Below are 12,332 nucleotides of genomic sequence, written 5' to 3' on the forward strand. Positions count from 1 at the left end.
GGGGCGTCCTTAAACGGATTTCGGAATAAGGCGTTCAAACAGCGCCTCCAAGGTGTTGAAGCGTTCTTCGGCACGTTCCATCGGCACCATGAACTTGAACAGCGTAGCCCCTTCGAACTTGTAGCGGTTGGGCTGGCCCTGGATCAGCTTGATCAGCACCAACGGGTCGACCGGCGTCTGCGCTTCGAATTCGATACGCCCGCCTTGCGGCCCGGCGTCGACTTTCTTGATGCCCAACTGCTCGGCCTGCAACTTGAGCAGGGTCAGGCGCACCAGGTTCTTGGTCGGTTCCGGCAGTAGGCCGAAACGGTCGATCATCTCTACCTGCAAGTCCTTGAGGCCTTCTTCGTCGGCCGCCGAGGCAATGCGCTTGTACAGGATCAACCGTGCATGCACATCCGGCAGGTAGTCTTCGGGAATCAACGCCGGCAAGCGCAGGTTGATCTCCGGGCCGCCGCCCAAGGGTTGGTCGAGGTTAGGTTGTTCGCCTTTGCGGATGGCTTTTACCGCGCGTTCGAGCATCTCCATATACAGCGTGAAACCCACCGCCTGGATCTGCCCGCTCTGGCCGTCGCCGAGCAATTCACCGGCACCCCGGATTTCCAGGTCATTGGTGGCCAATACAAAGCCGGCCCCGAGGTCCTGGGTATTGGCGATCGCTTCCAGGCGTTTTTCCGCATCGGAAGTGATCTGCTGGCGCGGCGGTGTGAGCAGGTAGGCATAGGCCTGGTGGTGACTGCGCCCGACGCGACCGCGCAATTGGTGCAGCTGCGCCAGGCCGAACTTGTCGGCACGCTCGATGATGATGGTGTTGGCGCTCGGCACGTCGATGCCGGTCTCGATGATGGTCGAGGCGATCAGTACGTTGAAGCGCTTGTGGTAAAAGTCGCTCATCACCTGTTCGAGTTCGCGCTCGCGCATCTGCCCGTGGCCAATGGCGATACGGGCCTCAGGTACCAGTTCGGCGAGGTCGGCGGCGCATTTCTCGATGGTTTTCACATCGTTGTGCAGGTAATACACCTGGCCGCCGCGCAGCAGTTCGCGCAGCAGGGCTTCCTTGACCGTGCTCTTGTTCTGCTCCATCACGAAGGTGCGCACCGACAGGCGACGCGCCGGTGGCGTGGCGATGATCGACAGGTCGCGCATGCCCGACACCGCCATGTTCAGCGTGCGCGGAATTGGCGTGGCGGTGAGGGTGAGGATATCGACTTCACTGCGCAGGGCCTTGAGCTGTTCTTTCTGGCGCACACCAAAGCGGTGTTCTTCGTCGATGATCACCAGGCCCAGGTTCTTGATCTTCACATCGTCCGACAGCAGCTTGTGAGTACCGATGACGATGTCGATTTTGCCCTCGGCCAGATCGGCGACGGCGGCATTCACTTCCTTGGCGGACTTGAAGCGGCTCATTACCTCCACGGTCACCGGCCAGTCGGCAAAGCGGTCGCGGAAGCTGTTGTAGTGCTGCTGGGCAAGCAGGGTGGTTGGCACCAGGATCGCCACCTGGCGACCGCCGTGTACCGCAATAAAGGCTGCACGCATGGCCACTTCGGTCTTGCCGAAGCCCACGTCGCCACACACCAGGCGGTCCATCGGCTTGGGCGCGAGCATGTCGGCGCGCACCGCTTCGATGGTGGTTTGCTGGTCCGGGGTTTCTTCGAAGGCGAAGCCCGCACTGAAGGTGGCGTAATCGGCTTTGGGGTCAGCGAAGGCATAACCTTCGCGGGCAGCACGGCGGGCATAGATGTCGAGCAGTTCGGCGGCCACGTCGCGCACCTGTTCGGCGGCCTTGCGCTTGGCTTTCTGCCAGGTCTCGGAGCCCAGGCGGTGCAACGGCGCCAAGGCGTCGTCGCTGCCGGTGTAGCGGGCGATCAGGTGCAGGTTGGCCACCGGCACGTAGAGCTTGGCGCCCTCGGCGTATTCCATGGTGAGGAATTCGGCGGCCTGGTTGTCGATCTCCAGGGTCTGCAGACCCAGGTAGCGGCCCACGCCATGGTCGATATGCACCACCGGCGCGCCTTCGCGCAGCTCAGTGAGGTTCTTGATGACAGCGTCATTGTTGGCGTCTGCGCGTTTTTCCCGGCGACGGCGTTGCATCACGCGCTGGCCGAACAGCGGGCTTTCGGCGATCAAGGCCAGCGCCGGGTCATCCAGCTGCAGCCCTTCGTCCAGCGGCGCGATGGTGATTGCCAGGCGTTCTTTGCTGGCGACAAAATCCGGCCAGCTGTCGACGGTTTTTGGCCGCAGCTTCAGGCGTTCCAACAGCTCCAGCAGCACTTCGCGACGCCCGGCGGATTCGGCGGTAAACAGCACGCGGCCCGGGAAGTCACCGAGGAAGTTAGACAGCGCCTCCAGCGGTTGCGTGGCTTTGGCCTGGATCGCCAGATCGGGCAACGCGCTCGCCGGGAAACGCTCGCGGCCGCTGCCGGCGTCCACGTCCTGCTGGCTGGCGACCACACGCGGCCAGTTTTTCAGGCGCGCGAAGCAGTCTTCAACTGGCAGGAACAGTTCAGCGGGCGGCAGTAAAGGCCGTGATGGATCGACGCGGCGTTCTTCGTAGCGGTTGCGCACATCGTTCCAGAAGTTTTCCGCCGCCTGTTCGATACCCGGCAGGGAGAACACCTGGGTGTCCTGCGGCAGGTAGTCGAAGAGGGTGGAGGTTTCGTCGAAGAACAACGGCAGGTAGTACTCGATACCGGCAGGTGTAATCCCGCTGCTCAAGTCCTGGAAGATCGGGCAGCGACGGAAGTCCACATCGAAGCGCTCACGAAAGCGCGCCTTGAAGCGTGTTACCGCGTCTTTTTGCAACGGGAATTCCCGCGCCGGCAGCAGCTTGATCGAGTCGACCTTGTCGATGGAACGCTGGTTCTCCGGGTCGAAGGTGCGCAGCGTCTCGATCTCGTCATCGAACAGGTCGATGCGGTACGGCAACTTGCTGCCCATCGGGAACAGGTCGATCAAAGCGCCGCGCACCGCGAACTCACCGTGCTCGTACACCGTGTCGACGCAGCGGTAGCCGCTGGCTTCCAGGCGCGTGCGCATCTGCTCGACGTCGAGCTTCTGGCCCACGTCCAGCACCAGGCTGCTGCCGAGCAGGAACTTGGTCGGTGCCAGGCGGTGCAGGGCGGTGGTGATCGGCACCACCAGCACGCCGTGGGCCAGTTCGGGCAAGCGGTACAGGCTGGCGATGCGCTGGGAGATGATGTCCTGGTGCGGCGAGAACAGGTCGTAGGGCAGGGTTTCCCAGTCGGGAAAATGCAGCACCGGCAAATCCGGGGCGAAGAAGCTCAGCTCCTGCTCCAACCGTTCGGCACTTTGGCTGTCGGCGGTGAGCAGCAGGGTAAAGCGCTTGGCTGCGCTGGCAGCCTCGGCTATGGCCAGGCTCAGGGCGGCACCGGGCAGGTTGCCCCAGTGCTGTTTACCTGCCGCGGCAGGGAGTAACGGTAGACGCAGAACGGGCACGGAAGGTTGAGCTCCAAGCGTTGCGACAAAGTCGGTAATTGTAACGGCCCCAGGTGCCGCCTGTCAGTTGCTGACTGTGCCTATTACGGTTTGCAGGAAATGTAGTGGCTAAGACAAACAATGGCGGGTTTTGACTCAATATGTAGTGCCAAAAAGCGCGAATGTTTAGGAGAGTTACGGACAAGTCGGCCTGCTCGCCAAACTAGTGGCCTTCTGGAACCCGCGTGTTTCCTGGGCTGTAGCGCGGTGGTATTTTTTTGCAAGGGCTTTTTGTTGCCCTTCGCGCATTGCTCAACGCTCAGTCGGACGACATAATGTAGCCCCTTTTTTCTGCCCCTACATGTGGAAGGTTCCCGTGACTCAGAAGCCCGACCAGTGTCTTGGTGAATGGATCGACCGTGAAGCACTCGCTGAAGCGATGATTCCGCTTATCGGTCAGCTGTACCGCAATAACAATGTGGTGAGCTCGATCTATGGCCGCAGCCTGATCAACCAGTCTGTCATCGCGATTCTCAAAGCCCATCGCTTTGCGCGCCATCGCTCCGCCGACGACAGCGAACTCTCCGTCCACGAAACATTCCCACTGCTCAAAGCCATGAGCGAGCTCAAGCTCGGCGCGGCTTCGGTAGACCTGGGCAAGTTGGCCTACAAATTCCGTAAAGAAGGTGCCGGCCGCACTGCCGAGCAGTTCGTACGTGAAGAAATGGCCGATGTGGTTGGCCAGCAAAACGCTGCCGCCCGCAAAGGCACCGATGTGGTGTTGTACGGCTTTGGCCGTATCGGCCGCCTGCTGGCGCGCATCCTGATCGAGAAAACCGGTGGTGGCGACGGCCTGCGCCTGCGTGCCATCGTGGTGCGCAAAGGTGCCGAGAACGACCTGACCAAGCGCGCCAGCCTGCTGCGTCGCGACTCGGTACACGGCTCGTTCAATGGCACCATCACCATTGACGAAGAAAACAACACCATCACCGCCAACGGTAACCTGATCCAGGTGATCTACGCGAAGAACCCGACCGAGGTGGATTACACCCAGTACGGCATCCAGAACGCCCTGCTGGTGGACAACACCGGCGTATGGCGTGATGCCGAGGGCCTGGGCCAGCACCTGGCTTGCCCGGGTGTCGACCGCGTTGTGCTGACCGCGCCTGGCAAGGGCAAGCTCAAGAACATCGTGCACGGCATCAACCACGCTGAAATCACCGCTGACGACAAGATCGTGTCCGCCGCTTCCTGCACCACCAACGCCATCGTGCCGGTGCTCAAGGCTGTGAATGACAAGTTCGGCATCGTTAACGGCCACGTTGAAACCGTTCACTCGTACACCAACGACCAGAACCTGATCGACAACTTCCACAAAGGCGATCGCCGTGGCCGTAGCGCCGCGTTGAACATGGTGATCACCGAGACCGGTGCTGCCACTGCCGCTGCCAAGGCTCTGCCTGAGCTGGCCGGCAAGCTGACCGGTAACGCGATCCGCGTACCGACGCCGAACGTTTCGATGGCCATTCTCAACCTCAACCTTGAGAAAGCCGCCACCCGCGAAGAGATGAACGAGTACCTGCGCTACATGGCGCTGCACTCCGACCTGCATAAGCAGATCGACTTCGTCAATTCCCAGGAAGTGGTCTCCACCGACTTCGTTGGCTCGCGCCATGCTGGTGTGGTGGACGCGGAAGCGACCATCACCCAGGACAACCGTGTTGTGCTGTACGTGTGGTACGACAACGAGTTCGGCTACAGCTGCCAAGTGGTTCGCGTGATGGAAGACATGGCTGGGGTCAACCCGCCTGCGTTTCCGCGCTAAGCCTTTGCGCTGAATGAAGAAGCCCCGACTGGTTCGGGGCTTTTTTATGGCCGTGGGTTTTGTGGTGTCTGGGAGGGCCTTATCGCAGGCAAGCCAGCTCCCACAGTTGAACTGCATTTACCTGTGGGAGCTGGCTTGCCTGCGATGACGATGGAACCGTCCACGCCGCCATCACTTGAATAGCGTGTTGCGCAAACTGTCCGACAGCCCTTTGGGCGCCAGCCAGATACCCAGGTAGGCCTTCGCTAATTCAGCGTCCGGGCTGCTGAACACCACCTGCCCATTAATCTCCAGATTCAACCCGCGCCCCGGACGAAAATCCAGGGCGTAGCGATCACCGCTGCGAATATCCCGAAAGCGCGCGTGCAGCTTGGCTATCTCTGGGTTCAACCCGGCATTGGCTTGCTGGCGCTCCAAGCTGACGGTGGCCGCCTTGATCACATCATCGCGGTCAATGTCGCGAAAGTAATACAGCGCCAGGCGCACAGCCTTCTGCTGGTCCCAGGCCTGCTTTGCCGGCAGGTCAGCGGGTGCATACAGCGCGGCGGCATACACCTCCGCCCAGAGATAGTTGAACACCGCCTGGTTTTTCAGGGCCAGCCCCTCGACCTGTGCGGGGAAGCTTGCCTGCTTGAGCCGCTGTGCGTCGTTGGCGTGCGCCGTGAGCGACACCATCAGCATCAAACAGAAAAATAGTTGTCGCATAATGGCTCATCCTGAATTCGGCGCTGATGTGCGTCCTGTAGTATGGCAACACTGGCCTACGACGCGACCAAGGGTTAATGTTCGCGGCGCTCGGCCTTCTATAGACTGTGCCCCGGTTCACACACTTGAGCCAAATTGTCCTTCATGCTCGCTGGCCGCGGCATGATTTAGCCCGGCGTCCAATCGTACGCCTGGCCTGTTCTGAGGAGTACGCATGGCTGTCTACAACTACGACGTGGTGGTACTGGGTTCCGGCCCAGCTGGAGAAGGTGCGGCGATGAACGCTGCCAAAGCAGGGCGCAAGGTGGCGATGGTTGATAGCCGTCGCCAGGTCGGCGGTAACTGCACCCACCTGGGTACCATCCCGTCCAAGGCGTTGCGTCACTCGGTACGGCAGATCATGCAGTTCAATACCAACCCGATGTTCCGGGCCATTGGTGAGCCGCGCTGGTTCTCGTTCCCGGACGTACTGAAAAGCGCTGAAAAAGTCATCTCCAAGCAAGTCGCCTCGCGTACCGGCTACTACGCCCGTAACCGCGTCGACCTGTTCTTCGGCACCGGCAGTTTTGCCGATGAGCAAACCGTCGAAGTGGTCTGCGCCAATGGCGTGGTCGAGAAACTGGTGGCCAAGCACATCATCATCGCCACCGGTTCGCGCCCGTATCGCCCGGCGGACATCGATTTCCACCACCCGCGTATCTACGATAGCGATACCATCCTGAGCCTGGGCCATACCCCGCGCAAACTGATCATCTACGGCGCCGGCGTGATCGGCTGTGAATACGCCTCGATCTTCAGTGGCCTGGGTGTACTGGTCGAGCTGGTGGACAACCGCGACCAGTTGCTCAGCTTCCTCGACTCGGAAATCTCCCAGGCGTTGAGCTACCACTTCAGCAACAACAACATCACCGTGCGCCACAACGAAGAGTACGAGCGGGTCGAAGGCCTGGACAATGGGGTGATCCTGCACCTCAAGTCCGGCAAGAAGATCAAGGCCGACGCCTTGCTGTGGTGCAACGGCCGTACCGGCAACACCGACAAGCTGGGCATGGAAAACATCGGGGTCAAGGTCAACAGCCGTGGCCAGATCGAAGTGGATGAGAACTACCGCACCTGCGTGCCGAACATCTACGGCGCCGGTGACGTGATCGGCTGGCCAAGCCTGGCCAGTGCCGCCCATGACCAGGGCCGCTCGGCCGCTGGCAGCATTGTCGACAATGGCAGCTGGCGCTACGTGAACGACGTGCCGACCGGGATCTACACGATTCCCGAGATCAGCTCGATCGGCAAGAACGAGCACGAACTGACCAAGGCCAAGGTGCCTTACGAAGTGGGCAAGGCGTTCTTCAAGAGCATGGCGCGTGCGCAGATTGCCGGTGAGCCGCAAGGCATGCTGAAAATCCTGTTCCACCGCGAAACCCTGGAAGTACTCGGCGTGCATTGCTTCGGCTACCAGGCCTCGGAGATCGTGCACATCGGCCAGGCGATCATGAACCAGCCAGGTGAGCAAAATACCCTCAAGTATTTCGTCAACACCACCTTCAACTACCCGACCATGGCCGAAGCCTATCGGGTAGCGGCCTACGACGGCCTCAACCGGCTTTTTTGAGCGGCTCCGGCCGGTGGCCTGAGCCGGCCGGGGAGACCGATTTCAGTAATTCTCGAGGGTGGCAGTGGCCAAACCGGGAAAGTCTGTAATCAGGCTATCTACGCCGAAGTCGGCGAGCCTGCGCATCAGCGCAGGTTCGTTGACTGTCCACACGGACACATGCAAGCCCTGGCGCTGGGCTTTTTCCAGCCGCTCGGGGGTGCACAGCGTCCAGTTCAATGCCAAATACTCACAGCCGTAGTTCTGCGCGACCTTCAGCGGGTCGAGCCAGGCATATTCGGCGACCAGCCCGCGTGACAGGTCCGGGGTGAGTTCCACGGCGGCCTTGAGCACTTCCCGCGAGCTTGACGTGACCGTGACCTTGTCCATCAAGCCAAAGCGCACAGCCATTTCGCGAATCGCCAGCACAGTGGTGGCGGCACGGGTACGCGAGGCGCTTTTGACTTCCAGTTGCCAGTGATCGAAGTCGCACTGTTCGAACAACTCCTCCAGGCGTGGAATCGGGCAGGGGCTTACCCAGCCTGGGCCGCCTTTGCGCGCGTCCATTTTCACCAGATCAGCCGCCGAGTACTCGACGACCTTGCCGCGCCGGTCGGTGGTGCGCTTGAGGGTCGGGTCGTGGATGACCATCAACTCGCCGTCCATGGACAGGTGCAAGTCCAGTTCGCAACGACGTACGCCGTGTTTGAGACATTCCTGAAAACTGGTCAGGGTATTTTCCGGTGCTTCGCCTTTGGCACCGCGGTGGCCGTAAATCAGGGTCACAGTTGCTCCTTTGCGCCAGGATGGCTGGCGTCGTGAATACGCATTCAGAGGTCTTCGCTTTGTTCTCGCGCCAGGCGGCGTTCCTGGGCCTGTTTCTGCAGGATATAGCGCGCCAGCAGTTGGCGTTGGGCGTCGGTCATGGACTCGAACTCCGTGCCCACATCAAAGCCGTCGCCCTTGGGGTCGCAATGGGTCACCCGCGCGCGCAGCAACAGGCCGAGCGCCTGGGGCATCAGCACCAGCTTGACCGCCAGGTGAGTGTCGGCGGCCAGCGGTGTCGGGTGCTGGAAGTCGATGCCGCCCTCGGAGAGGATCACCGGTTGCGGCGCACCCACCTCGTTCAGCAAACCGCGAGCCATGACCTGGCTGAGCAGATCCAGGCGTTTGTTCTGCACTTTGAGGAAGGCCGCCAGGCTGCGGTCTTTCTCGCTGATCTGGCGCAGCAGGTGCTGGGCTTCGAATTCGCTCAAGTGCAGCTCGCTGAGCAGATTGAACAGCGGTGAATCATCCAGCAACACTTCCTTGCTCGCCGCGTCGGGGCCCGACAGGGGTTTGATTTGAAGTGCGATCATGTCGTCGATACGGTAGTATTCGCGGCGCTCTTCTTCATCTAATGTCGACATGGCGAACCCCAGGTAACGGTAATGGTCTGAGTGTAAAGCTGCTGACCAGACCCCGCCACCGGGACGTCTTCTTTTCCTCCGAACAAGCCCCGACATGTTCAGACCTCTCTTCGTATTTATCGGCACGCGTTATACCCGTGCAAAGCGTCGCAATCATTTTGTGTCGTTCATTTCCTTGACCTCGATGATCGGTCTCGCCCTGGGCGTGGTCGTGATGATCGTGGTGCTGTCGGTGATGAATGGCTTCGATCATGAGATGCGCACCCGCGTGCTGGGCATGGTGCCCCACGCGACCATCGAGGGCGATGCGCCCATCAACGACTGGCAAAGCCTGGCCGCCAAGGTCCAGCAGAACCCCAAGGTGGTGGCGGTAGCGCCGTTTACCCAGATGCAGGGGTTGCTGACCAATGACGGCAAAGTGCAGAAGATCCTGCTCAACGGCATCGACCCGGCCCAGGAGCGCAACGTCTCGATCATCGACAAGTTCATGCTGCAAGGTAAGCTCGACGAGCTGTCGCCGGGCAGCTTTGGCATCGTCATCGGTGACAAGGCCGCGGCCAAGCTGGGCGTAGAGGTTGGCGACAAGCTGACCTTCGTCGCCCCGGAAGTCACCGTGACCCCGGCCGGCATGTTCCCGCGCATGAAGCGCTTTACCGTGGTGGGCACCTTCCACGTCGGCGCTGGCGAGATCGACGGTTACATCGGCCTGACCAATCTCACCGACCTGGCCCGCCTGCATCGCTGGCAGCCCGACCAGGTGCAGGGCCTGCGCCTGAAATTCAACGACCTGTTCGATGCGCCGCGCGGCGCCTGGGAAATTGCCCAGCACCTGGGTGAAACCGAGTACTACGCTCGCGACTGGACCCGCACCCACGGCAACCTGTATCAGGCCATCCGCATGGAAAAAGCCATGATCGGCCTGTTGTTGTTGCTGATCGTCGCCGTGGCGGCCTTCAACATCATCTCCACGCTGGTGATGGTGGTGAACGACAAGAAGGGCGACATCGCCATCCTGCGTACGTTGGGCGCCACGCCGGGGCAGATCATGGCGATCTTCATGGTGCAGGGCACCGTGATCGGCGTGGTCGGCACCTTGATCGGCACGGCGGTGGGCATTCTGGCCGCGCTGAACGTCAGCGCCGCCATCGCCCTGCTTGAAAAGGTGATCGGCCACAAGTTTCTCAACGCCGACGTCTACTTCATCGATTACTTGCCGTCCCAGGTGCAAACCCAGGACGTGCTGATGGTGGGCGGCGCTGCGTTGGTCCTGAGCTTCCTTGCCACCCTGTATCCAGCCTGGCGCGCGGCACGTACCCAGCCAGCACAGGCATTACGTTATGAGTGAATCGGGCATGAGTGAAAAAGCAATCCTGAGCTGCCGCAACCTGGGCAAATCCTACGAGGAAGGCCCGGAGTCGGTGGTGGTGCTGTCCAACCTGCAGCTTGAACTGCACCCTGGCGAGCGTGTGGCGATCGTCGGCAGTTCCGGTTCCGGCAAGAGTACCTTGCTCAACCTGTTGGGCGGCCTCGACACGCCGTCCCAGGGCAGCGTATGGCTGGCCGGTGAAGAACTCTCGGCCTTGAATGAAAAGGCCCGCGGCCAACTGCGCAACCGCTCGTTGGGCTTTGTGTACCAGTTCCACCACTTGCTGCCGGAATTCACCGCCCTGGAAAACGTGTGCATGCCGCTGTTGATTGGCAAGACCGCGATTCCTGAAGCGCGTCAGCGTGCCACGGCCTTGCTCGAGCGCGTCGGCCTCGGCCACCGCCTGGAGCACAAGCCAGCGGAGTTGTCCGGTGGTGAGCGCCAGCGCGTGGCGATTGCCCGTGCCCTGGTGAACAACCCCGGCCTGGTGATGCTCGACGAGCCGACCGGCAACCTCGACTCCCACACCGCCCAGGGCATCAAGGACTTGATGCTGGAACTGAGCACCCAGATGCGCACCGCGTTCCTGGTGGTGACCCATGACATGAGCATGGCCCGGCAGATGGACCGCGTACTGCATTTGCAGGAAGGTCATCTGGTCGCTATCTGACCTGTTGCAAGCCCGGTTTTTTGAGGTCGGGCTTTTTCATTTTTCCAACGGTGCCCGCGAATGTTCAGACCGTTATCGATTTTTATCGGCACGCGCTATACCCGCGCCAAGCGCCGCAACCGTTTTGTCTCGTTTATCTCGATGACCTCGATGATCGGCCTCGCCCTGGGCGTATTGGCGATGATCGTAGTGCTTTCGGTGATGAACGGCTTTCAGCGTGAAATGAGCTCACGCATCCTCGGCATGGTGCCCCACGCCACCATCGTCGGCGTAAAGCCGATTGATGATTGGCAGCCGGTGGCCGCGGCCGCGATGAAGAATCCGCAAGTCACCGCCGCTGTGCCCTTCACCCAGATGGATGGCATGTTTTCCTATAAGGGCGCGATGCAGCCCATCGAGATCAGCGGCGTCGACCCGGCTCAGGAAGGCAAGGTGTCGATCGTGGCCCAGCACATCGTGCGCGGCAAACTCGACGACCTCAAGCCCGGCGAGTTCGGGGTGGTGGTCGGTGATATCACTGCACGGCGTTTTCGCCTGAACGTGGGCGACAAACTGACCCTGATCGTGCCGGAACTCAGCAGCGCCCCGGGCGGTATCACCCCGCGCATGCAGCGCCTGAATGTGGTGGGCATCTTCAAGGTCGGCGCCGAACTGGATGGCTCCATGGCCCTGATCCACATGGCCGACGCCGCTGAAATCCAGCATTGGCAGCCCAACCAGGTGCAAAGCGTGCGCCTGGCGGTGAAGGACCTGTATGCAGCGCCCAAAGTCTCGGCAGATATCGCCGCCAGCCTGGGCGCGGCTTATAAGCCGGATGACTGGACCCACACCCAGGGCAGCCTGTTCAGCGCGATGAAAATGGAAAAGACCATGATCGGCCTGCTGTTGCTGATGATCGTCGCCGTGGCCGCGTTCAACATCATCGCCACCTTGATCATGGTGGTGAACGACAAGGGCGCGGACATCGCCATCCTGCGTACCATCGGCGCTACACCTCGGCAGATCATGGCGATCTTCATGGTGCAGGGCACCGTGATTGGCGTGGTCGGCACCTTGATCGGCGGCGTGCTGGGGGTGATTGCGGCCCTGAACGTGAGTGAGCTGGTGGGCTGGCTGGAGCGGGTGAGCGGGCAGCATATCTTCAGCTCGGATGTGTACTTTGTCAGCAACCTGCCTTCGGAGCTGCAAGGTGGGGATGTGTTGCTGATTTGCTCGGCGGGGTTTGTGTTGAGCTTCTTGGCGACGATTTACCCAGCGTATCGGGCGGCGAAGATTGAGCCGGCGCACGCCCTCAGGTATTCGTAACCTGCTCGTTCCCACGCGTCTGATCG

General features: G+C 61.0%; 9 protein-coding genes. 5 read left to right on the forward strand and 4 right to left on the reverse strand.

Annotated elements, in window-relative coordinates; genetic code table 11:
* Positions 1–9: 9 nt before the first annotated feature.
* Complete coding sequence (gene mfd / locus OC445_RS04935) at positions 10–3,459, reverse strand: transcription-repair coupling factor (protein ID WP_057975694.1); 3,450 nt, start codon at positions 3,457–3,459, stop codon at positions 10–12.
* Between the two features lie 340 nt (positions 3,460–3,799).
* On the opposite strand from mfd, the gene OC445_RS04940 reads away from it, so the two are divergent.
* A complete protein-coding gene (locus tag OC445_RS04940) occupies positions 3,800–5,263 on the forward strand; it encodes a glyceraldehyde-3-phosphate dehydrogenase (protein ID WP_032873405.1) in 1,464 nt (487 codons plus the stop codon).
* Between the two features lie 171 nt (positions 5,264–5,434).
* On the opposite strand, the gene OC445_RS04945 is transcribed toward OC445_RS04940, so the two are convergent.
* Positions 5,435–5,968 (reverse strand): chalcone isomerase family protein, encoded by a 534-nt coding sequence (locus OC445_RS04945; protein WP_262019981.1) that lies wholly within the window; start codon positions 5,966–5,968, stop codon positions 5,435–5,437.
* Positions 5,969–6,182: 214 nt separating this feature from the next.
* Between OC445_RS04945 and sthA the strand changes: the two genes are divergently transcribed.
* Positions 6,183–7,577 carry a Si-specific NAD(P)(+) transhydrogenase gene (gene sthA / locus OC445_RS04950; RefSeq protein WP_003189670.1) on the forward strand — a complete coding sequence of 465 codons (1,395 nt, stop codon included), beginning with the start codon at positions 6,183–6,185 and terminating at the stop codon, positions 7,575–7,577.
* Positions 7,578–7,619: 42 nt separating this feature from the next.
* Here sthA and OC445_RS04955 read toward each other — a convergent pair whose 3' ends face one another.
* A complete protein-coding gene (locus OC445_RS04955) occupies positions 7,620–8,342 on the reverse strand; it encodes a glycerophosphodiester phosphodiesterase (RefSeq protein ID WP_014717518.1) in 723 nt (240 codons plus the stop codon).
* Positions 8,343–8,386: 44 nt separating this feature from the next.
* Positions 8,387–8,965, reverse strand: coding sequence for a PilZ domain-containing protein (locus OC445_RS04960; protein WP_054899069.1), 579 nt, complete (start codon positions 8,963–8,965; stop codon positions 8,387–8,389).
* Positions 8,966–9,059: 94 nt separating this feature from the next.
* Here OC445_RS04960 and OC445_RS04965 point away from each other — a divergent pair, with 94 nt between their 5' ends.
* From OC445_RS04965 to OC445_RS04975, 3 genes are read left to right on the forward strand one after another with little or no spacing between them, the layout of a single operon-like run.
* Positions 9,060–10,310: a lipoprotein-releasing ABC transporter permease subunit gene (locus tag OC445_RS04965; protein ID WP_054899068.1), complete on the forward strand. Its 1,251-nt coding sequence runs from the start codon at positions 9,060–9,062 to the stop codon at positions 10,308–10,310.
* A 7-nt stretch (positions 10,311–10,317) separates the two neighbouring features.
* Positions 10,318–11,001: a lipoprotein-releasing ABC transporter ATP-binding protein LolD gene (lolD, locus tag OC445_RS04970; RefSeq protein ID WP_019818240.1), complete on the forward strand. Its 684-nt coding sequence runs from the start codon at positions 10,318–10,320 to the stop codon at positions 10,999–11,001.
* Between the two features lie 60 nt (positions 11,002–11,061).
* Positions 11,062–12,306, forward strand: a complete 1,245-nt coding sequence (locus OC445_RS04975) for a lipoprotein-releasing ABC transporter permease subunit (protein ID WP_014717521.1) — start codon at positions 11,062–11,064, stop codon at positions 12,304–12,306.
* Positions 12,307–12,332 lie beyond the last annotated feature (26 nt).

The sequence above is a fragment of the Pseudomonas sp. Pse35 genome (genome assembly GCF_024519715.1).
GTDB classification, from domain to species: Bacteria; Pseudomonadota; Gammaproteobacteria; order Pseudomonadales; family Pseudomonadaceae; genus Aquipseudomonas; species Aquipseudomonas paracarnis.

What these genes read in the sequence shown, in the direction of transcription:
- OC445_RS04975 (WP_014717521.1), top strand. Translation starts at nt 11,062, where the DNA reads ATGTTCAGACCGTTATCGATTTTTATCGGCACGCGCTATACCCGCGCC.
- OC445_RS04965 (WP_054899068.1), top strand. Translation starts at nt 9,060, where the DNA reads ATGTTCAGACCTCTCTTCGTATTTATCGGCACGCGTTATACCCGTGCA.
- sthA (WP_003189670.1), top strand. Translation starts at nt 6,183, where the DNA reads ATGGCTGTCTACAACTACGACGTGGTGGTACTGGGTTCCGGCCCAGCT.
- OC445_RS04960 (WP_054899069.1), bottom strand. Translation starts at nt 8,965, where the DNA reads ATGTCGACATTAGATGAAGAAGAGCGCCGCGAATACTACCGTATCGAC.
- OC445_RS04940 (WP_032873405.1), top strand. Translation starts at nt 3,800, where the DNA reads ATGTGGAAGGTTCCCGTGACTCAGAAGCCCGACCAGTGTCTTGGTGAA.
- OC445_RS04945 (WP_262019981.1), bottom strand. Translation starts at nt 5,968, where the DNA reads ATGCGACAACTATTTTTCTGTTTGATGCTGATGGTGTCGCTCACGGCG.
- lolD (WP_019818240.1), top strand. Translation starts at nt 10,318, where the DNA reads ATGAGTGAAAAAGCAATCCTGAGCTGCCGCAACCTGGGCAAATCCTAC.